Source organism: Buchnera aphidicola (Nurudea shiraii), assembly GCA_039829955.1.
Taxonomy (GTDB): Bacteria; Pseudomonadota; Gammaproteobacteria; order Enterobacterales; family Enterobacteriaceae; genus Buchnera_B; species Buchnera_B aphidicola_AY.
Window position 1 is genome coordinate 87,715 of sequence record CP140035.1, and the last position, 22,923, is coordinate 110,637.

The window sequence follows — 22,923 nt, forward strand, 5'->3', positions numbered from 1 at the left end:
TTATTTGTATTTCATCATTTCGGTTTTTATTATTGTATAAGTAGATATAAATGTTTTTTGAAATTTATTTAAAGACACAGTTTTGAAGTGATTTTGTTAGTTTAATATATCGTTGCATAGTTAGTATGGTCTTTAATATAGCTATGTATTTTATATAAAATAATATGGATAACAATTAGTGTCATGAAAAGGGTTGTTATTACTGGATTAGGAATTGTTTCTAGTATTGGAAATAATAAATCAGAAGTATTGTATTCATTATTACATGTTAAATCAGGTATTTCATTTTCGGAAGAAATGAAACAGTATGGAATGCGTAGTCATGTATGTGGGAATATAAAACTAGATACTTCACAATGTATAGATCGTAAAATTATGCGATTTATGAATAATGCATCAATATATTCTTATGTATCTATGGATGAAGCTATTAGAGACTCTAAGTTAACTCCTAGAATATATCAAAAAAATTCTAGAGTTGGAATAATTGTTGGATCTAGTTCAGGATCTTTTAGATATCGGGTAAGTAAAACTAATGGTTTACAAAATAAGTTAAAAACTATTGGCCCTTATGCGGTAATTAAATCTATGTTTTCCAATATATCTGCTTGTTTATCTACTGTGTTTAAAATATATGGAGTAAATTATTCTATCAGTTCAGCGTGTTCTAGTTCTGCTCACTGTATAGGAAATGCAATGGAACTTATACAAATTGGAAAACAAGATATAGTGTTCGCTGGCGGAGGTGAAGAAATTAGTGTAGAGTTGGCTTGTGCATTTGATGCTATGGGGGCACTGTCAACTCGTTATAATTTTAATCCTATTGTTTCATCTAGAGCATTTGATATACATCGAGATGGATTTGTAATTTCTGGTGGAGCAGGTATAGTAGTTTTAGAAGAATTAAATTTTGCATTATCTCGATCTGCTCGAATATATGCAGAAATTATTGGATATGGTGCATCTTCTGATGGATCTGATATGGTTATACCTTCAGGGAAAGGAGTAGTGCGATGTATGAATTTAGCGATGAAAGATATAGATAAAGTGTCTATTGATTATATAAATGTACATGGCACATCTACTAAATTAGGTGATTTAATAGAATTAAGTGCTATTAAAGATGTTTTTAGTGGTTTTAATTTGCCAATTATTTCATCGACTAAATCTATTACTGGACATGCTTTAGGTGCCTCAGGAGTACAAGAAATAATTTATAGTATATTAATGCTACAGAATAGTTTTTTAGTTCCAAGTATTAATATTATAAAACTAGATCCTAAAGCTAGAAATAGTAATATATTAACTAATATTTTAAAAAAAAATATTTCTATTATTATGTCAAATAGTCTTGGATTTGGGGGTACTAATGTATCTTTAGTCATAAAAAGATATTAACAAAGTATTTCAGTAAGAAGTAAGAATGTTGTTTATGCAAAAAATGTTTTTAATATATTTAAATACATTCTGAAATAGTATAAGTTTGTTTTGAGATATATATTCATGGAGTATATTTAAAAGTGAATTAATGAATTTTTATGTATTTGTAGAATTTTATATAATTTATAACATGCAAAATTTTTTCTATTGTATGAAAATTTTAACATATAAAGTTTAAATTTATATATTTTATAGAATTTTATTTTTAATTTTTAGGTTATCAGAATAATTTTAAAATATAACATTAAGTTTATTGTATTAATATTGGTTTGAATTTAAATTTTGAGAGATTTGTTAATTTTAGTTTTATTTTTTATTACTATTAATGGAAAATATATGTGGCGTTTTTCGGATTCTTATTTCAAAAAATACATCATATTATTTTGATATATAATACAATGGTATTTAAAACATTTTATAAGGAATAGAATATATTGAACCAGTTAGAATCACTAAAAAAATATAGCAAAATTGTGGTAGACAGTGGAGACATTGAGTCAATAAAAATTTATCTTCCGGAAGATACTACTACTAATCCTTCTCTTATTTTAAAAGCAATTACTATGCCTTTTTATGAGAATATTATTTGTGATGCTATTTTATATGCAAAAAGAAAAGGAGGTTCATACGAATGTCAACTATTGAATGCAGTAGATCAAGTATCTGTTATGTTAGGTTTGAAAATATTAAAAATTATTTCTGGAAAAGTTTCTACTGAAGTTGATGCACATTTGTCATTTAATACTGATTTATGTATTGAAAGATCAAAAAAAATTATTTCTATGTATGAAGAACATGGAATTAGTAGATCTAGAATATTAATAAAATTAGCAGCTACATGGGAATGTATTCAAGCTGCAAAAGAATTAAAAAAACATAATATTAATTGTAACTTAACTTTGTTATTTTCTTTTGCACAAGCTAGAGCTTGTGCTGAAGCTGAGGTGTTTTTGATTTCTCCTTTTGTTGGACGTATCTATGATTGGTATCAGTCTAAATCGTTAATACCAAAGTATTCAGCTAATTTAGATCCTGGGGTGATTTCAGTCCGAAAAATATATTTTTATTACAAAGAATATGGGTATAAGACAATTATTATGGGGGCTAGTTTTAGAAATATTCAACAAGTATTAGAATTATCTGGTTGTGATTATTTAACTATTTCTCCTGATCTTTTAAAAGAACTAACAATAAAAGAAGGTTACGTTTCAAGGAAGCTATGTGATTCTAACGTTAAAAAAATACCTACTAGTGTATTGTCTCGAAGTGATTTTTTATGGTTACATAATGAAGATCCCATGGCGGTAGAAAAATTATCTGAAGGAATACGTCAATTTGGAATAGATCAAAAAAAGTTAGAAAAAATAATAAAAGGTAAAATGTAAGTAGTGTTTTCCAATGTTTTTATAAACGTAATTTTTTAATATTTATAGTTTCATTAGTTTTAATTATATGTTTAAGGAATAGGGTCATGTCTTCAAGAAAAGAGTTAGCTAATGCTATTAGATTTTTAAGTATTGACGCGGTACAACAAGCACAATCAGGACATCCTGGTATGCCTATGGGAATGGCTGATATTGCTGAAGTTTTGTGGAGAGATTTTTTAAAACATAACCCATGTAATCCATTTTGGGGAAATAGAGATCGTTTTATTCTTTCTAATGGTCATGGATCTATGTTGCTATATAGCTTATTACATCTTACTGGATATGATTTATCAATAAGAGAGTTAAAAAATTTTAGGAAGTTAGATTCAAAAACTCCAGGACATCCTGAAGTAGGACATACGTTAGGTATAGAAATTACTACTGGTCCATTAGGACAAGGATTAGCAACTGCAGTAGGAATGGCAATAGCCGAGCGTACTTTAGGTGCAACTTTCAATAAGCCTCCTTATAATATAGTAGATCATTACACTTGGGTATTTGTAGGAGATGGATGTTTGATGGAAGGTATATCTCACGAAGTATGTTCATTAGCTGGAACTTTAAAATTAGGAAAGTTGATTGTATTTTATGATAAAAATGATATATCAATCGACGGCAACGTTTCTAATTGGTTTTCAGATGATACAAAGAAACGTTTTGAATCTTATAATTGGCATGTTATTTCTAATATAAATGGACATGATTCTAATGTTATTTCTAATGCAATAACAGAATCTATATCAGTTAAAGATAAGCCTTCTTTAATCATTTGTGAAACTATTATAGGTTTTGGTTCTCCTAATAAGTCTGGAACAAAAGAATCCCATGGGGCTCCTTTAGGAGAATTAGAAGTAAACTTGACGAGAAAAAATTTAAATTGGAATTTTCCTCCCTTTTTTATACCTTCAAATATTTATGAAAGCTGGAATTTTGTAACTCAAGGGAAAATATTAGAAGATAATTGGAACAAAATTTTTATAAAATATAAAAAAGAACATCCTGTATTAGCTAGTGAATATATTCGACGTATTCAACGTATTTTACCAGATACATGGGATACAAGTTGTAAAAAATTTATTAATGAATTATGTTGTGATACAAATAATATAGCTACTAGAGTAGCTTCTCAAAACTCTTTAGAATTCTTTGGTAAATTGTTACCAGAGATGATAGGTGGTTCTGCTGATTTAGCACCAAGTAATCTCAGTATGTGGTCTGGATCAAGATCTATTAAAGATTGTTTTTTTGGAAATTATATTCATTATGGAGTACGTGAATTTGGAATGACTGCTATTGCGAATGGATTATTTCATCATGGAGGGTTTATTCCTTATACTTCTACATTTTTGGTTTTTTCTGATTATGCAAGAAATGCTATACGAATGGCTGCATTAATGAAAACACAGCATATTTTTGTTTATACTCATGATTCTATAGGATTAGGAGAAGATGGTCCTACACATCAACCAGTTGAACAGTTAGTTACTTTACGTTTGATTCCTAATTTAAGTGTGTGGAGACCATGTGATCAAATAGAAACTACAATAGCTTGGAAGTTAGCATTAGAAAATAGGTGTGGTCCTACAGCTTTAATTTTATCTCGTCAAAATTTGTTACAAATATCTAGAACAGAAGTAGAAATAAAAAATATTTCTCGAGGTGGATATATTTTAAGAAGTAATAGTTCTAATGCTAATCTTGATGCAATTATTATTGCTACTGGATCAGAAGTTAGTATTGCTATTTCTATTTATTCTGAATTAGTAAATATAGGTTATTATATTAGAGTTGTTTCAATGCCATCTACTGATGTGTTTGATCGACAAGACGAAAGTTATAAAGAATTAGTATTTCCAAAATTAGTTACTAAACGAATTTCGATTGAAGCTGGGATAACTGATTTTTGGTGTAAATATATAGGATCGAGTGGTTTGTCTATTGGGATAAATTCTTTTGGAGCATCAGCTCCTTCTGATAAATTATTTGAAAAATTTGGATTTAGTACAAACGTTATTATAGATAAAATAGTAAAATTTTTAAAATCTTAAGATTTCTAGTTTCTTTTAAATAATTTTTATTATTTTATATTTCATGGGGTTATTATTAACCCCTTTCAACTTTATGATATAATTATTTATGATGTTAATTTGAAAAATTCTTCGTGTAAAATAATGTAATTTAGTTTACACTAAATAATTGAAATAATAGAGATAAACTGTGTTTTATAAGGAACTTTCGTGATTGATCGTGTTTTAAATTTAACAAAACAACTTGTTTCTATTCCTTCAATTAGTCCAATGGATTTAGGATGTCAAAAAATAATATCTAAACGATTAATTAGTTTAGGGTTTTCTATTGAATGTATGGATTTTCATGATACATACAACATTTGGGCATATAGAGGAAAAGGCGTTACTTTAGCTTTTTCTGGACATACTGATGTCGTTCCTATTGGAAATGACAAAAAATGGAAATTTTCTCCTTTTGTCCCTACGATACATAAAGGTTTTTTATATGGTCGTGGTGTATCCGATATGAAGGGAGCATTGGCAGCGATGATTGTTGCAGTGGAGACTTTTGTTAAAAAATATCCTAATCATTCTGGTCGAATAGCTTTTTTGATAACTTCTGACGAAGAATCTAAAGCTACATACGGAACTAAAAAAATAGTTGAAAATTTAATTTTTAAAAAAGAAAAAATTGATTATTGTTTAATAGGAGAACCGTCTAGTGTTAGATATTTAGGAGATATTATTAAAAATGGTCGACGTGGTTCTTTGTCAGCATGTTTATATATTCATGGCGTTCAAGGACATATTGCATATCCTGAATTAGCAGATAATCCTATTCATAATGTATTACAATTTTTATTAAATCTTTTATCTGTTAGTTGGGATAATGGTAACAAATATTTTCCTCCAACAGGTTTTCAAATTTATGAAATTCACTCTAGCTCTAATAGTGATAACATGATACCTGATACATTGTTAGTTAAATTTAATTTTCGTTTTGGAAATTCTATTTCTATTGATTTGATTAAAAATAAAGTGGAAAAATTACTAAATAACTCTAATGTAAAATATAATATACAATGGAAATTATTTGGTAAGCCTTTTGTAACTAAGCCTGGTGTTTTGACGGATGTAGTTAAAAATGTTATTCACAAAAAATGTGGGATTATTCCGAAATTATCAACTACTGGTGGCACTTCTGATGGGCGTTTTATTAGAAAAATTAGTCCTCAGATATTAGAATTAGGATTGATTAATAAAACTATACATCAATCTAATGAAAATGTTAAAATTTCAGATTTAAAGTTATTAAGTGTTATATATGAGGAAATAATTAAAACTTTGCTTTTGTAATTTTAAAAAGATTTTAGTTTGAAATAACAGAGTATTAAATATTTTAACACCCTGTTTTTTAAAATTTGAATTAATTTCAATCATTTAATTTGTGTTATATTATATATTTTCGAATTTTTTAAAGTACTTTTAATTATTTATTCGAAAGCTGCATATAAGTTTATGTTTTAAAGTTTGTTTTTAATTAAAGTTTATAGTTCTAGAGTGATTTTATTATATGTATTTCTTAAAAATATACATAGTCATTCTATTTTAAAACGTTAAGGAATTTAAAGATTTTTCAAGCATTAAGCGTGTTTTTTTAGAAATAGGAGTTAATGGTAATCGCAGTGTATTTGTTTTAATTAATCCAAGTCTTTTGGCTAACCATTTAACTGGAATTGGGTTTGGTTCTTTGAAAAGGCTAAGATGTAATGGCATTAAACGATTATTTAGTAATCGTGCTGATAAAAAATCTTTATTTAAAGCAAAATTGCATAATTTAACCATTTTTTTTGCTGCTACGTTGGCAGTAACTGATATAACTCCCTGTCCTCCTAATTGTATGAAATCTAATGCTGTTGCATCATCTCCACTAATTAATAAAAAATCATCGTTAGCTAAACTTTTTATTTTTTGAACTCTAGATAAATCCCCAGTAGCTTCTTTAACTCCTATTATGTTATGAAATCTTGATAACTTAATTATTGTTTCCGGAATGAGATCACAGCCTGTTCGTATGGGAACATTGTATAAAATTTGAGGTAGATGCGTATTTTTTGAAATTGCTTTAAAATGTTCATATAGTCCTTTTTGTGTAGGACGATTATAGTAAGGAGTAACAGTTAAACATGCAGATATTCCGGATGATTCAAATTTTTTAGTTAGAAGAATAGCTTCTGATGTTGAATTTGAACCTGTTCCAGCTATAATGGGAATTCTATTTTTAGATATTTTGAGTGTGAGCATGATTACTTCAATATGTTCTTCTTGGCTTAAGGTTGCTGATTCTCCAGTGGTTCCAACAGATACGATTGCATTGGTTCCACTTTCAATATGATAGTTAATTAATTTTTTTAAGCTTGTTTGACAAATATTTCCTTTTTCGTCCATTGGTGTGATAAGTGCAACAATACTTCCTTTAAACATTTTTAATTTCTCTTATTAATTCTTTGAGTTTTTATAAAAAATTGATTTTTTAAATAAAATAGATTTTTTCTGTTAAATAGTATTTTACTTTTAAAAATTAATTTTCAAAGTATTATATCATTTATTGTTTATTTTCGTTAAAATATTAATTTTAAAGAAGTATTTTAATTTTTTATTATATATAGGATATTTATTTGTTATATGTCTTTATTTATCAATTTTGTTTAATTGAAGATTTAATAAGTAAAAATATTTTTTTATAATAGAAGTAGATAATTTTTAAAATATTATTTTCATTAACTTTTAATGTATTTTAGACAAATATAATTTTTTATAACTCGTAACTAACTATGTTGATTATATGTGTTTTAAATGTATTATAAAAATTTTTTGTTGTTTTTGAAAGTATCAAATAATTTTATTTTTTAATTTAAATTTTTAATGAGGTAGCTTGTTTTTTAAGTTTTTTATAAGAAATAATATTCTTAAAATTTTTAATATAAAAATATTTATTTTGTTTTTGATTGTTTGCATTGTGCACGATATCTTAATAAATGATCCATAATTGTAATAGCTATCATGGATTCTGCTATTGGAACAGATCTTAATCCTACACAAGGATCGTGTCTTCCCTTTATAATAATTTTTTTTTCTTTTCCGTCATGATCAATAGTTTTACCAATTTTTGCTATGCTAGATGTTGGTTTTAAAGCTATTTTTGTTATGATATCTTCTCCATTGCTAATTCCTCCTAATATACCTCCTGAATGGTTGCTTAAAAATCCGTCTTTGTTCATTTCATCTCGATGTTGGCTTCCTTTTTTGTTAATTACTGAAAATCCTTCTCCAATTTCTACACCCTTTACAGCATTAATACTCATTAGTCCATGAGCTAGGTCAGCATCTAGTTTGTCAAAAACAGGTTCTCCTAACCCTGAAGGAACATTCTTAGTTATTATTGTAACTTTAGCTCCAATAGAATCTCCTTCTTTTTTTAGATTTCTTATAAGTTGATCTATATTTTTAAGTTGAGAGACATCTGGGCAAAAAAATGGGTTTTTTTCAGTTTCATCCCATGATTTTAATTTACATGTAATGTTTCCAATTTGTTCTAAATATCCTCTAATAAGGATTCCATAATTTAGAAACAGATATTTTTTGGCTATAGCACCTGCAGCAACTCGCATAGTTGTTTCTCGAGCAGATGATCTACCTCCTCCTCGATAATCTCTAATTCCGTATTTTTTTTGATAAGTATAATCAGCATGTCCAGGTCGAAACAAAGATTTTATGTTTTCATAATCTTTAGGTCTTTGATCAGTGTTATTTATTATTAAACCAATACTAGTTCCGGTTGTAATTCCTTCAAAAATTCCAGATAGTATAATAATTTGGTCTTTTTCAGATCGTGGAGTAGTATATCTAGATTGCCCTGGTCGTCTTCGGTCTAATTCTTTTTGTATGTCATGTTCTGAAATTTTTATTCCTGGAGGCATGCCATCTATTATGCATCCTAGTGATATTCCATGAGACTCTCCAAATGTTGTTACTTGAAAAAGTTTACCTATAGTATTTCCAGCCATTTTGTTTTTCCTTTTTTTTACATAAATTATTTTAAATTGAATCGTTAACTTTCAAAAGTTAGTTTAAACGTTTGTAGAAAATATATCAATTTTAAGTAAGAATTTATTTTTAATTTAATAAATTATTATTTTTAAGATTTTATATCTTATTTTAAATTATATTTTGTACATTTAATAAATAGTTTAAATTATATTTGAAATCATGTAATATTTTTAAAATTTAAACAATTTTATATTTTCAAAGATAACTTTAATTTTTAAGGATATAAAATCCACAGGATTGAAATTTTATTTATTAATTTTTATAAAATAATTAATAACTAATATTACATATCTATTGTAATGGTAACTTATAAAAATGAGTAAAAATAATTTATTAAACTCTCAAGATTTGTTGTTATTTTACGAAAAGTTAGCTGGTATCAAGAAAATTAAGCAAGATACTATTTTTCATTCAAGACGTCATAATATTAAACAAAATATTGCATTGAAAAAGAATGTTTGTGAGCAAGATGCTCATTGTCATTATTTTTCTTGCAATGAATCAACAATTTTGATTAATACAGATCCTGTTTATTATATTAGGAGTAACATGTATTTCAATGAATTGAATAAACTTAAAATGGGAATGTATATTCCAGATATTGTTTTAGATGTACATGGTTTAACGCAATATCAGGCCAAAAGAAAGTTAGGAGAGTTAATTTATATTTGTTATAAAGAGAAACTTTTTTGTGCTAACGTTATTCATGGACATGGAAAAAATATTTTAAAAAAACAAATTCCATTATGGTTATCAAAACATCCTAATATCATTGCTTTTCATGCAGCTCCAAAAACATTGGGTAGTAACGCAGCTATTCTTATATTAATTGACATTAATATAAATTAATATTTTCAAAAACGTCGGTTGTTTTATATTAGTTTTAATTTAGCATAAATTAGCTATATTTTATTTTGAAATATTATTAATACAGTTTAATATGGCTAAATACAATTTAGAAATATGTTTACATTTTATATATTTTGAAATGTTAAATATTATACTATGTAATGTCAAATAATTTATGTTTTAGTTATTCGTTATGATTTAAAATCTTAGTTTTAAATTTTAGCTGAAATATTTTTCACACTGACCTTCAAAAAATTAGTATTTCATATTTTAAACTTTTTAATAACAAATACTTTAAAGAGTACTTTACATATTCATAATATGTATAAATTACATTTAGAATAATATTTAAATAGTCTTAAAATGAATTATAGAGATAAATTTATGTATTAAAATATGTAATTATATAATAAATTTATAAAAGGATGAAATATGATTCATAATAATCGTTTGCGTATAGTAATGCAAAAAACTGGAAGATTAAGTAGTGATTCTAAAGATTTACTAGGTCGTTGTGGTGTAAAAATTAATTTATACAAGCAGAAATTAATTGCTTTTTCTGAAAATATGCCAATAGATGTAATGTGTGTTCGAGATGATGACATTCCTGGATTGATTATGGATGGTGTTGTAGATATAGGTATTATTGGGGAGAACGTGCTAGAAGAGGAGGTATTAAGTCGGAAAATAAGACTAGATAGTGTAGATTATATAAAATTAAAACGTTTAGATTTTGGATCGTGTAGGTTATCTTTAGCTATACCTATTAATAAAAAATACACGGATATTAGTTGTTTAAATAATTCTAGGATAGCGACTTCATATCCTCATTTATTAAAAAGGTATTTTGATAAAAATAATCTTACATTTAAATCATGTATGTTGAATGGATCAGTAGAAGTTGCTCCTCGTGCTGGATTGTCCGATGCTATTTGTGATTTAGTATCTACTGGAGCTACGCTAGAAGCTAATGGTTTGCGTGAAGTACAAGTGATATTTAAATCTAAGGCCTGTTTAATTTGTAAAATAGGAAATATTTCTACTGAAAAGCAAGAAGTTATTAATACTTTAATGACACGTATCCAAGGTGTTATTAAGGCTAGGGAATCTAAGTATATCATGTTACATGCACCTATAAAAAAGTTAAAAGAAGTTATTAATTTGTTACATGGTGCTGAACGTCCTACTATATTAAAGTTAGCTGGTGACAATACTCGAGTAGCTATGCATATGGTTAGTAGTGAAACATTATTTTGGGAAACTATGGAAAAGTTAAAATTATTAGGAGCTAGTTCTATTTTAGTTCTGCCAATTGAAAAAATGATGGAGTAATTACATGAAAAAAAATTTAAAAATTTTTTATTGGAATGAATTTAATATTCAAGATAAAGAAAAAATATTGTCTAGACCTATATTACATAATCTTACTGTTTTACAAGATCAAGTTAAGAAAATTATTCTTGATGTAAAAATGTTAGGTGATAAAGCATTATATAATTATACACATGTTTTTGATAAAATAAGATTGAATCAAATTAAAGTCAGCAAATCAAGTATTTTGAATTCAGAATTACATATAGAAAAAACAGTTAAGCATGCTATTAAAACATCTTTTGAGAATATTAAAAGATTTCATTCTTTGCAAAGTGTAAAAGATATTGATTTAAAGGTTAATAAAGATATCTTTTGCCAACAAATAATTAGACCAATTAAATCAGTGGGATTGTATGTTCCAGGTGGTTCTGCTCCACTTGTATCCACAGTTTTAATGTTAGTAGTACCGGCTATGGTTTCTGGATGTAAAAAAATAGTACTCTGTTCTCCCCCTCCTATTTCACAGGAAATATTATACGCTAGTAAAATTTGTGGTATTCAGGAGATATTTCAAATTGGTGGTGCCCAAGCAATAGCAGCGTTAGGGTGTGGAACTAATACAATACCGAAAGTTGATAAAATTTTTGGACCAGGTAATGCGTTTGTTACAGAAGCGAAACGTCAAGTTAGTCAAATGTTTTATAACGTAGGTATTGACATGTTAGCTGGCCCTTCTGAAGTGTTGATTATTGCAGATAAAAATGCTAATTTTGAATTTATTGCTTCTGATTTATTATCTCAAATGGAACATGATAATTATTCTCAAGCAATATTAGTGACATATGATCAGAGATTGGCTAAAAATGTGTTAAACGAAATTAGTAAGCAAATAAAATCTTTACCAAGATATAAAATTATTATGCAAGCATTAAAAAATAGTAAGATAATTATAACTCAAGATTTATATCAATGTTTTGAGGTATCTAATTTATATGCTCCTGAACACCTTATGATTCAGTGTGAACATGCACAAGATTTCTTGAAATATGTCATTAGCGCTGGTTCTATATTTTTAGGAAATTGGTCCCCCGTAGCTGTAGGAGATTATGCAATTGGTACCAATCATGTTTTACCTACTTATGGAAGTGCTAATGTTTATTCCGGGCTTAGTCTTATTGACTTTCAAAAAAGAATTTCAGTACAAAAATTAAATCAGAAAGGATTAAAAGATATTTCTTCCACTGTTTTGTCTTTGTCTACAGTAGAACAATTAGATGCTCATAAAAATTCGGTAAAAATAAGATTATCTTTACCTTCAAATGAGATATAATTATGAATATTAAAAAACTAGTTCGAAAAAGTATATTAGAATTGATACCTTATCAATCAGCAAGACGAATAGGAGGAGAAGGTAGTATATGGCTTAATGCAAATGAGTGTCCGATGTCTAGTAATTTTCAAATAGGTGACGTTTCTTTAAATCGTTATCCAGAATGTCAACCTAAGAAATTATTATCATGTTATTCTTCATACGTAGGTATTAGTCAAGAGAATATACTCATAACACGTGGTGCAGATGAAGCTATTGAATTATTGATAAAAACCTTTTGTGAACCAAAATGTGATAAAGTAATTTTTTGTCCTCCAACTTATGATATGTATAAAATTAGTGCAAATATAATGGGTGTTAAAAGTTATCAGGTACCATTGTTAGATTTTTCCTGGCAATTAGATATAGATAATCTTATACAATATATTGGAAACTTTAAACTTATATATATATGTCGTCCTAACAATCCTACTGGAAATTTAATTTCTCTTCGAGATATTACTTTTTTGTTAAAAAAAACTCTAGGAAAAGCATTAGTAGTTGTTGATGAAGCTTATATTGAATTTTCTTTAGAAAATAGTTTAGTAGTTTTAACAAATATATATCCTAATTTAGTTATATTAAGAACATTATCTAAATCTTTTTCTCTCGCTGGATTAAGATGTGGTTTTATAGTAGCTAATGTTAGTGTAATAAAGTTTTTGCTAAAAGTTATAAGTCCCTATCCTGTTTCTATTCCTACTACAAATATAGCTATTCATTTTTTGAGTAAGAAAAACATTAGCATAATGAAAAAAAGAGTTTGTAATTTAAATTTAAATAGATTTTATCTGATAAATCAATTAAGTGTAATGAAACATTGTATTGATCATATCTTCGATAGTGTTACTAATTATATTTTAATCCGATTTTTTAATTCTAAAAAAGTATTTGAAGCATTTTCTAATGAAGGGATTATTGTTAGAGATCAATCTAAAAAGTTAAATTTAAAAAATTGTTTAAGAATATCTATAGGAACTAAAAAAGAATGTCTAGAAGTTATACGTATTGTTCAAAAAATTAATGATAAATGTATGATAGGTAAATAATAACATGAAAAAAAAAGTTTTATTTATTGATCGTGATGGAACTCTGATTTCAGAACCTATTTCTAATTTTCAAGTGGATAGTATTAGTAAATTAGTTTTCGAAAAAAATGTTATTTCTGCATTATCTGAGCTTAAGAAATGGGGATATACATTTGTTATAGTTACTAACCAAGATGGATTAGGTTCTAAAAATTTTCCTTTTTCTAATTTTTTTATTCCACACAATTTTATGATAAATGTTTTTTTTTCTCAAGGTATAATATTTGAAGATGTTTTAATTTGTCCTCATGAAGTAAAGTTTGATTGCGATTGTAGAAAACCCAAAGTAGGTTTAGTAAAACATTGGTTAAGTAATAATAGATTAAATAAAAAAAATAGTTATGTTATTGGAGATCGCAATTCAGATATGGATTTTGCGAAGAATATAGGATTACTGGGATTTCATTATGGTAAAAATAGCTGTACGTGGGATACGATAAAACTTAAATTGATAAAAAGAAATAGGTATGCATATTCTATACGAAACACAAAAGAAACTAACATTAAGATAGAAGTATGGTTAGATGAAGAAGGCAATAATTTAATTGATACTAGATTAAATTTCTTTAATCATATGTTGGAACAAATTGCTATTCATAGCAATATTAGAATAAAAATAATTTCTAAGGGTGATGTAGACGTGGATGATCATCATACTGTTGAGGATGTAGGAATTGTTTTAGGGGAAGTTTTAAATCAGGCGTTAGAGAGTAAAATAGGATTAAACAGATTTGGATTTGTTTTGCCTATGGACGAAAGTATCGGATATTGTTTATTAGACATTTCTGGTCGTCCTTTTTTAAAATTTGAATCATATTTCAAATTTCAGCGTGTAGGAGATATAAGTACAGAAATGATAGAACATTTTTTTAGATCTTTAGCATTTTCTATGAAGGTTACTTTACATTTAAAAAGTAAAGGAGATAATGATCATCATCAAGCTGAAAGTTTGTTTAAAGCATTTGGAAGGACATTAAGGCAAGCTATTCACTTAAATAATGATAGTACTATACTTCCTAGTTCCAAAGGATTGCTATGATGAAAGTTGTTATAATTAATACTGGATGTTCTAATTTATCTTCTATAAGGTATGCCATTCGTAGATTGGGATATGATCCAGTAATAAGTGTTTCTAAAAAAGAAATATTAAATTCTGATAAACTTATAATACCTGGTGTAGGAACAGCATATTCAGTAATAAATAAGTTAAAAAAGTTAGATTTATTAGATTGTATTAAAATGTTTAAAAAACCATTGTTAGGAATTTGTTTAGGAATGCAATTATTATCTATTTTTAGTGAAGAATCGCATGGTACTAATATGTTAGGCATCATAAAGTCTTCTGTTTATCGTTTAAATTCCAATTTTTTACCGTTACCTCATAATGGTTGGAATGATGTAGAGATATGTAAAGAAAATGTATTATTTAAAAATATTGAAAATAATTCTAAGTTTTATTTTTTGCATAGTTATGTTTTTTATTTAAATAAGTATACTATAGCAAAAACTTTTTATAATGTTTATTTTAGTGCTTCAATACAAAAAGATAACTTTTTCGGAGTACAGTTTCATCCTGAAAAATCTGGAAAATTAGGTTCGAAATTGTTAAAAAATTTTTTGGAGATAAAATATTGATTATACCGTCTATAGATATAATTAACGGGAAAGTAGTTAGATTGTATCAAGGAAAATATAGTTGTAAAACTATTTATAAAAATAAAATACGTGATATTATTTCAGATTATTGTTCGAAGGGTATATCTCTTATACATTTAGTAGATTTAGATGGAGCATCAAATCCTAAAAAAAGACAAGTGCATATTATACAAGATATATTGTCTAATTTTAATATTAATTTGCAGGTTGGAGGAGGAATACGAAGTAGTGAAGATTTGAGAGTTTTGTTTGAATTGGGTGTAAAAAGAATAGTAGTTGGGTCTTCAGCAATACATACTCCTGATAAAGTAGATTATTGGTTGAAGAAATATGGTAGTAATAGAATTGTATTAGCTTTAGATTTAAAAATTGCAAATAATGGATGTAAAGAAGTAGTAATAGATGCTTGGAGATGTTCTTCTGGAAAAAATGTAGAAACTTTAATAAATAGGTTTACATTATCTGGTTTAAAATACGTATTATGTACAGATGTATTACGTGATGGAACATTATTTGGACCTAACTTTAATTTATATAGGGATCTTTCTAGTACTTTTAAAAATATTCATTTTCAGGCATCTGGAGGAATAGGATCTTTAAAAGATATTATATTGGTCAAACAATCTGGAGTAAGAAGTGTTATTGTTGGACGTGCTTTGTTAGAAAAAAAAATTAATTTAATAGAGGCGATTAAATGCTGGCAAAACGGATAATTCCATGTCTAGATGTTAAATCGGGGTTAGTAGTGAAGGGTATTAAATTTCGAAGTCATGAAATTGTAGGAGATATAATTAAATTAGCACAATACTATGTTGATCAAGGAGCTGATGAATTAGTTTTTTATGACATTGAAGCATCTTCAAATAATCAAATAGTAGATAAAAAGTGGGTTTTAGAAATAGCAAAAATTATAGATATTCCATTTTGTGTAGCAGGAGGAATTAAGACTGTTCAGGATGTTGAAAATATCTTATCTTGTGGTGCAGACAAAATTTCTATTAATTCTCCAGCGTTATCTAATCCCAATTTGATAAGTCAGATTTCTAAGAATTTTGGAAAACAATGTGTAGTTGTTGGGATAGATTCTTGGTTTGATCAAAAAAGTAAGAGTTATCAAGTGTATCAATATACTGGGAATGAAACTAAAACAGTAAAAACAAAGTGGAGTACTATTGATTGGATTAAGACAGTACAAGAGTTAGGAGCTGGAGAAATAGTTTTAAATGTGATGAATCAAGACGGAATGTGTCGCGGATATGATTTGAAACAACTTACTTTAGTGAGGGATATTTGTTCTATTCCGTTAATAGCTTCTGGAGGTGCAGGAGAATTAGAACATTTTTATGATGTTTTTTATGTATCTAAAGTGGATGGTGCTTTGGCTGCTTCTGTATTTCATAAAGACAAAATTAATATAAGAACATTAAAAAAGTTTTTAATTCAAAAAGGTTTAGAAATAAGATTATGTTAAAAGAGATTAATGTTGGAGACATAAATTGGGAAAAAGTACATGGAATGCTTCCTGTCATAATTCAAAATAATGCATCTTGTGAAGTTTTGATGCATGGAATTATGAATCAAGAAGCTTTTTTAGCAACAAAAAAAAGTAGTTATGTTACTTTTTTTTCACGTACTAAACAACGATTATGGACAAAAGGAGAAAAATCTGGAAATTATTTAAAAGTAAAACATATGATTCTTGATTGTGATCAAGATGCATTGCTTATTTTAGTAAATCCTAAAGGTAATACGTGTCATTTAAACAATACAAGTTGTTTTAAACTTTCTATCCTTCCGAATTTCATTTTTTTTTATTCTTTAGAAAATATACTAAAACATAAACATTTAAATTTTTCTAAGAATTCTTATACTTCCAGTTTACATAATATGGGAATTAATAGAGTGTCTCAAAAAGTTGCTGAAGAAGCTATAGAAACAGTTATTTCGGCTATAACAAAAAATAGAATAGAATTAGTCAATGAAGCTACTGATTTAATTTATCATTTGTTAATTTTGTTACATCATTGTAATTTAGATTTTTTTTCAATTATCACTAATTTAAAAAAAAGAAGACATCTTAAACATAATTTCAAAAGTGCTAAATAGTTTTTCATTATATTTTGATAATTTCTTATTATACAATAAGTGTTGGTAGTTTTATATATGTTAAACTTAATCAGGATGGAATGTAAAAAGTGGAAAAGAAACAAGTAGGTGTTTTAGGAATGGCAGTTATGGGTCGTAATTTAGCTTTAAATATAGCGCGTAATGGATATACTGTTTCTATATTTAATCGATCTTCTAAAATTACTAAAGATTTTGTCTTAAATAATGCTAGCAACAATATATTTCCTTTTTTTTCAATTAAAGAATTTATTCTTTCACTTGAAAAACCTAGGTGTATTATTCTAATGATTAAATCAGGTTTAGCAATTGATTTAGTAATTACTTCAATGAAACAGTATTTAAGTAAAGGAGATATTATTTTTGATGGGGGAAATACTTTTTATAAAGATACTATTCGAAGATATAATGAATTGCTAAAAGATGGATTAAACTTAATAGGGGCAGGTATTTCAGGTGGTGAATATGGTGCATTGTATGGTCCTTCTATAATGCCTGGAGGATCAAAGCAAGTTTACAATTTTATTTTTCCTTTGTTAAAAAAAATTTCAGCAAAATTTAAAGGAAAACCTTGTGTTAGTTATATCGGCTTAGATGGATCAGGTCACTATGTTAAAATGGTGCATAATGGTATCGAATATGGTGACATGCAATTAATAGCAGAATGCTATTTTTTAATTAAGAATTTGTTAAATGTAGATAATAAAGAATTATCTAATATATTTTCCAATTGGAATACAGGTGAGCTAAATAGTTATTTAATATCTATTACGAAAGATATTCTAGTTAAGAAAGATTCTGAGAACAATTATATAATAGATTATATCTTAGATGAAGCTAGTAATAAAGGAACGGGGACATGGGTAACCAAAAGTGCATTAAGTTTAAACGAACCTTTAACTTTAATTACTGAATCAGTTTTTTTTCGTTATATTTCATCGTTAAAATCACAACGTTTATTAGCTTCTAAAGTTTTATTAGGACCTAAAATTCATAATTTTTCAAATTATGATAAATCAGATTTAATTGAACATATTAGAAAAGCTCTTTATCTTGGCAAGATTATATCTTATTCTCAAGGATTTTCGCAATTAAACAGTGCTTCTAAAAAGTATAACTGGAATTTAAAATGTTCAGAGATAGCGAGAATATTTCAATCTGGATGTATTATTCGTGCAAAATTTTTAAAACATATTAGTAAAGCATATCTAAAAGATAGATGTATTATTAATCTACTTTTGAGTTCTTATTTCAAAAATATTGCTAATAATTATCAAAATTCGCTAAGATATGTTGTTTCTATTGGAATTCAATGTGGTATTCCAATACCTGCATTATCATCAGCAATTACATATTTTGATTGTTATAGATCTGCATGTTTACCTGCTAATTTAATTCAAGCTCAAAGAGACTATTTTGGAGCTCATACTTATAAAAAAGTTGGTAGTACTAGTTTTTTTCATACTGATTGGATCAAAAATAGTATTTAATTAAGAATTTTAAATAATATATTTTATTTTAAAATGTTTAAAGTTGGGCTATATTCAGCCTTTAAATAATTAAATTAGCATTTTAAATTTTTTGTTTACAATAAATTTCATAATTTAGAGTTTTTCTAATTATATTTTGTATGATTTATAATTTTTTCATGTTAATAATGTTTTTATATAATTAGAGTGTATTTATTAAGATAGTGCATAATTAAGAATACCATAAGGTTAATTAAAATGAGATTGAGCGACAGAGACATTGAATTATGGTTAAAAAAAAAGAAATTAATCATTGCCCCGACTCCATGTAGAAAGTTTATCAATGGAATAACAGTCGATGTTCGTTTAGGAAATCAGTTTTATACTTTTTGTAAAAAAAAAAACGATGTATTGATTTAAGTAAATCGAAAACTGATATTGCTTTAATATTAAAAGAAATTATGAACAGAAAAAAAGTGGTATCTAGAAACGAAAAATTTTTTTTGTATCCTCAATCATTAGTGTTGGCAGTTACTTTTGAAAAGGTTATTATTCCAGATAATTTGGTTGGATGGATAGATGGACGTTCTTCTTTAGCTCGTTTAGGATTAATGGTTCATGCGACTTCTCATCGTATAGATCCGGGTTGGAGTGGAAATATTGTATTAGAATGCTTTAATTCTGGAAATATGATATTGTCGTTGTGTCCAGGAATGTTGATAGCTGCTCTAAGTTTTGAAGTATTATCTAGTCCATCATTGAGACCATATAATTTGAGGAAAAATGCTAAGTATTTTGGTCAAAGTGGAGTTACGTTAAGCAAAATATATGAAGACTAAATAAAATTTTGTAATATTTTTATTATAATATAATATTTTCAAAGCTTTGTATTGTTAAAATATAATTTTAAAATTAATAGATATTTTAAAATTGTAATTAATAGTTTGATGTAACTTTTATAAAATATTAATTTTAACAGTATATATTTAAAAAAATTGTTATATAATAAATTACTTATTTCAAGAATGTTATTATTATGACAAAAAAAAATTTTAGTAACTTGTGCGTTTCCATATGCTAATGGTCCAATCCATATTGGGCATATTTTAGAACATATTCAAGCTGATATTTGGGTGCGTTATCAAAGAATGAAAGGTCATGAAGTGTGGTTTATTTGTGCAGACGATGCACATGGCACTCCTATTATGTTAAAATCTAGCCAGCTCGGAATAGAACCAGAAAAAATGATATCTTCTGTTAGAAGCGAACATATTAGAGATCTTTTAAGATTTAATATAAGCTATGATAATTATCATTCTACTCATAGTTCAGAAAATCTATTTTTTTTAAAGAAAATATATTATTGTCTAGAAAGAAAAGGATTGATAAAAAGAAAAGTTATATCTCAATTTTTTGATTATGAAAATAATATGTTTTTGCCAGATCGTTTTATAAAAGGATCGTGTCCTTTATGTTTTTCTGTAGAACAATATGGCGATCATTGCGAAAAATGTGGAAGAACATATTCTTCTTTAGATTTAATAAATCCTGTATCTGTTTTATCGGGTATTAAACCTATATTAAAAAAATCATTACATTTTTTCTTTAATCTTCCATATTTTAGTGTCATGTTAAAATCTTGGATTACCTCTGGAGTATTAGAGCAATCTGTAGTGAATAAAGTGATGGAATGGTTTAATTCTGGATTAAAAGAATGGGATATTTCTAGAGATAGTCCTTATTTTGGTTTTAACATTCCTGGATTTGTGAATAAATATTTTTACGTTTGGTTAGATGCTCCAATTGGATATATTAGTGCGTTTAAAAATTTATGTAGTACAAAAACTGATTTAGTGTTTGATGAATTTTGGAAAAAAGATTCAGATACTGAATTATGTCATTTTATAGGAAAAGATATTGTATATTTTCATAGTTTATTTTGGCCAGCTATATTGGAGGGAAGTAACTTTCGAAAACCTACTAAGATTTTTGTGCATGGACATGTAACTATAAATGGATTTAAAATTTCTAAATCTAAAGGATTAGTAATAACAGCAGATGATTGGTTGAAAAATTTAGATTCAGATAGTTTAAGATATTATTATGCCTCTAAAATTTCTGGAAAAGTAAAAGATATTGAAATTAATAGTAGTAGTTTTTTAAATAAATTTAATTCTGATATTGTTAATAAAATAGTTAATTTAGCGTCAAGAACGTCTAATTTTTTACTTAAAAATTTTAATTGTTCTTTATCTCACAATATAGATGATAAACATCTATATCATACGTTTATTCAAGGAACACAAAAAATTGAAAATTATTTTGAAAAAAATGAGTTTAGTTTAGCTATTATTCTTATTATGAAATTTTCAGATATGGCTAATAAATATATAGATGAACAAAAACCATGGATATTAATTAAAAATATTAAAAATTTTAAGAAATTACATAGCATATGCACTATGTCAATAAATTTATTTAAAATATTAATGACATGGCTTAAACCTATTGTTCCTGATTTAGCTAAAAAAGTAGAATCTTTTTTGAGAGTGACATTGGTTTGGGAAAATATTAATATTCCTCTTTTGAATCACAAAATTTCTGTATTTGATTGTTTATGTGAAAGAATCAAAGATGTTCAAGTAGAATTTTTATCTAAAAATAAATAATTTTGTAATTTTAAGTGATTTTTGACGTTTTATATAGAATTAGTTAATTTTATTATTTATGATTGTTTGTCAATTTTATTAATCCATGACAAATTCCATGTACTTTTAATGTTTTTTTGATGTTGTTTAGAACTCGTAAATACTCCTAATGCACTTATAAATTTATTATTATAAAATAGCAAAGGAATGTTATTTCTATTCCAGGAGGCGATCTTATTTTCTTTCCACATTTTTTTAATTAATTTAGCTTTTTTATTGCTATGAATTGAAATTTTTCCTGAAATTTGAAATCGTATATTTACTAATTCATTTTTTTTAGGACAAGGTAATGTTGTTCCGTATTTATTTTGAGTAATATATCCTAGTTTATTAGGAAGTTTAAGATTTTTCCAAGGAAAATACCACATTAAGATCATTTTTTTAATGCAAGGCATAGTATGTGTTATATATAATTTATATTGATATTTTTTTATTTCATAATTACTTATTTGTATTTTTGCTTGAGAGTTTATTTTAGATAAAATAATTTCATAATATATATTAGTTATTATTTTATGTGAAGGGACGACAAAATTATTTTTTTTGATCCACATTCGGAGTAATAAATTTCTAATGCTTGGTGACATAGTGTTAAAATTTTTAATATTTAAAATAGATTTAGATACAAGACATTTTTGAAGTTTTTTATTTATAGTTGAATCTAAGATATTTTTTTCTTTTTTTAGTATTGATATACTTTTGGCACATTTGTTTATAAAATTTGGCCATTTTGTTTCGATCAGTGGAAATATTTTTTGACGTAAAAAATTTCTGTCATAAGATAGGTCATAGTTACTTTTATCTTCGATCCAAGGAATTTTATTTTTTATCATCCAATTTTTTATTTCGGATCGAGTTATGTTTAACATTGGTCTTACGATGACATTTTTGTTAAATAGTTTTCTTTTGTTTGGCATGCCACTTAGTCCAGAAATTCCACTTCCTCTTTTTAAAGATAAAAAAAATGTTTCACATTGATCATCTAGGTTATGCGCTATTAAGATAATTTCTTTAGGTAAAGCTTCATTAAATATTGTTTTATAACGTTGCAATCTAGAAGCTGCTTCTATTCCTATTTTTTTTTTGTTTATTGTAATTTTCTTTATTAGGATGGGAATATTATATTTTTCACAGGTTTTTTTGCAATGTTGGCTCCATGAACTTGAATATTGATTAAGTTGATGGTTGATATGAATTGTTCTAAATTGAAATTGAGGTCTAATTTTTCTAATTTTTAAAAGTTGGTGAAGTAAGAAAGTTGAATCTATACCTCCGCTATATGCTAATAAGAAGTTTAGATTTTTGAGTTTCTTTATACCTTGTATAATCATAAATATAATAAAATTATGTTATATAATTT

The 22,923-nt window shown here is 26.4% G+C and carries 18 protein-coding genes and 1 pseudogene; 16 read left to right on the forward strand and 3 right to left on the reverse strand.

From position 1 onward, the window contains the following. The first annotated feature begins 183 nt into the window (after positions 1–183). The 4 genes from U0T63_00420 (at position 184) to dapE (ending at position 6,232) form a co-directional block, all read left to right on the forward strand. Complete coding sequence (locus U0T63_00420; GenBank protein ID XBC39315.1) at positions 184–1,398, forward strand: beta-ketoacyl synthase N-terminal-like domain-containing protein; 1,215 nt, start codon at positions 184–186, stop codon at positions 1,396–1,398. A 476-nt stretch (positions 1,399–1,874) separates the two neighbouring features. Further along, the gene (tal, locus tag U0T63_00425) at positions 1,875–2,825 is read left to right on the forward strand and encodes a transaldolase (GenBank protein XBC39316.1); all 951 of its coding nucleotides are present in this window, start codon (positions 1,875–1,877) and stop codon (positions 2,823–2,825) included. 86 nt (positions 2,826–2,911) lie between these two features. Beyond that, complete coding sequence (gene tkt, locus U0T63_00430) at positions 2,912–4,915, forward strand: transketolase (GenBank protein XBC39317.1); 2,004 nt, start codon at positions 2,912–2,914, stop codon at positions 4,913–4,915. Between the two features lie 189 nt (positions 4,916–5,104). After that, positions 5,105–6,232 (forward strand): succinyl-diaminopimelate desuccinylase, encoded by a 1,128-nt coding sequence (dapE, locus tag U0T63_00435; GenBank protein ID XBC39318.1) that lies wholly within the window; start codon positions 5,105–5,107, stop codon positions 6,230–6,232. A gap of 252 nt (positions 6,233–6,484) precedes the next feature. Here dapE and dapA read toward each other — a convergent pair whose 3' ends face one another. Together dapA and aroC are read right to left on the reverse strand one after the other, a co-directional pair. Then, entirely contained in the window at positions 6,485–7,360 is an 876-nt protein-coding gene (gene dapA / locus U0T63_00440) for a 4-hydroxy-tetrahydrodipicolinate synthase (protein ID XBC39319.1), read from the reverse strand. A 509-nt stretch (positions 7,361–7,869) separates the two neighbouring features. Continuing rightward, positions 7,870–8,943: a chorismate synthase gene (gene aroC / locus U0T63_00445; GenBank protein ID XBC39320.1), complete on the reverse strand. Its 1,074-nt coding sequence runs from the start codon at positions 8,941–8,943 to the stop codon at positions 7,870–7,872. A 358-nt stretch (positions 8,944–9,301) separates the two neighbouring features. On the opposite strand from aroC, the gene smrB reads away from it, so the two are divergent. From smrB to metG, 12 genes and pseudogenes are all read left to right on the forward strand, one after another. Then, positions 9,302–9,835, forward strand: coding sequence for an endonuclease SmrB (smrB, locus tag U0T63_00450; GenBank protein XBC39321.1), 534 nt, complete (start codon positions 9,302–9,304; stop codon positions 9,833–9,835). A 432-nt stretch (positions 9,836–10,267) separates the two neighbouring features. Beyond that, positions 10,268–11,167, forward strand: coding sequence for an ATP phosphoribosyltransferase (hisG, locus tag U0T63_00455; GenBank protein XBC39322.1), 900 nt, complete (start codon positions 10,268–10,270; stop codon positions 11,165–11,167). A 4-nt stretch (positions 11,168–11,171) separates the two neighbouring features. Further along, positions 11,172–12,479, forward strand: a complete 1,308-nt coding sequence (hisD, locus tag U0T63_00460; GenBank protein ID XBC39323.1) for a histidinol dehydrogenase — start codon at positions 11,172–11,174, stop codon at positions 12,477–12,479. After that, positions 12,476–13,567 (forward strand): histidinol-phosphate transaminase, encoded by a 1,092-nt coding sequence (gene hisC, locus U0T63_00465; GenBank protein ID XBC39479.1) that lies wholly within the window; start codon positions 12,476–12,478, stop codon positions 13,565–13,567. Before hisD ends, hisC begins: the two co-directional genes overlap by 4 nt. Positions 13,568–13,571: 4 nt before the next feature. Then, positions 13,572–14,645, forward strand: coding sequence for a bifunctional histidinol-phosphatase/imidazoleglycerol-phosphate dehydratase HisB (gene hisB, locus U0T63_00470; GenBank protein XBC39324.1), 1,074 nt, complete (start codon positions 13,572–13,574; stop codon positions 14,643–14,645). After that, entirely contained in the window at positions 14,645–15,241 is a 597-nt protein-coding gene (hisH, locus tag U0T63_00475) for an imidazole glycerol phosphate synthase subunit HisH (protein ID XBC39325.1), read from the forward strand. Before hisB ends, hisH begins: the two co-directional genes overlap by 1 nt. Beyond that, the gene (gene hisA / locus U0T63_00480) at positions 15,238–15,975 is read left to right on the forward strand and encodes a 1-(5-phosphoribosyl)-5-[(5-phosphoribosylamino)methylideneamino]imidazole-4-carboxamide isomerase (GenBank protein ID XBC39326.1); all 738 of its coding nucleotides are present in this window, start codon (positions 15,238–15,240) and stop codon (positions 15,973–15,975) included. The genes hisH and hisA overlap by 4 nt, the downstream gene beginning before the upstream one ends. After that, a complete protein-coding gene (hisF, locus tag U0T63_00485; protein XBC39327.1) occupies positions 15,957–16,733 on the forward strand; it encodes an imidazole glycerol phosphate synthase subunit HisF in 777 nt (258 codons plus the stop codon). The genes hisA and hisF overlap by 19 nt, the downstream gene beginning before the upstream one ends. Beyond that, on the forward strand, positions 16,727–17,368 hold the full coding sequence (gene hisIE / locus U0T63_00490) for a bifunctional phosphoribosyl-AMP cyclohydrolase/phosphoribosyl-ATP diphosphatase HisIE (protein ID XBC39328.1): 642 nt from the start codon (positions 16,727–16,729) through the stop codon (positions 17,366–17,368). Before hisF ends, hisIE begins: the two co-directional genes overlap by 7 nt. Positions 17,369–17,457: 89 nt before the next feature. Next, complete coding sequence (gndA, locus tag U0T63_00495) at positions 17,458–18,876, forward strand: NADP-dependent phosphogluconate dehydrogenase (GenBank protein ID XBC39329.1); 1,419 nt, start codon at positions 17,458–17,460, stop codon at positions 18,874–18,876. Between the two features lie 237 nt (positions 18,877–19,113). Further along, positions 19,114–19,694 (forward strand): annotated as a pseudogene (gene dcd, locus U0T63_00500) (dCTP deaminase). 210 nt (positions 19,695–19,904) lie between these two features. Next, positions 19,905–21,524 carry a methionine--tRNA ligase gene (metG, locus tag U0T63_00505; protein XBC39480.1) on the forward strand — a complete coding sequence of 540 codons (1,620 nt, stop codon included), beginning with the start codon at positions 19,905–19,907 and terminating at the stop codon, positions 21,522–21,524. 56 nt (positions 21,525–21,580) lie between these two features. On the opposite strand, the gene tilS is transcribed toward metG, so the two are convergent. Further along, positions 21,581–22,894: a tRNA lysidine(34) synthetase TilS gene (gene tilS, locus U0T63_00510; GenBank protein ID XBC39330.1), complete on the reverse strand. Its 1,314-nt coding sequence runs from the start codon at positions 22,892–22,894 to the stop codon at positions 21,581–21,583. Positions 22,895–22,923: the final 29 nt, after the last annotated feature.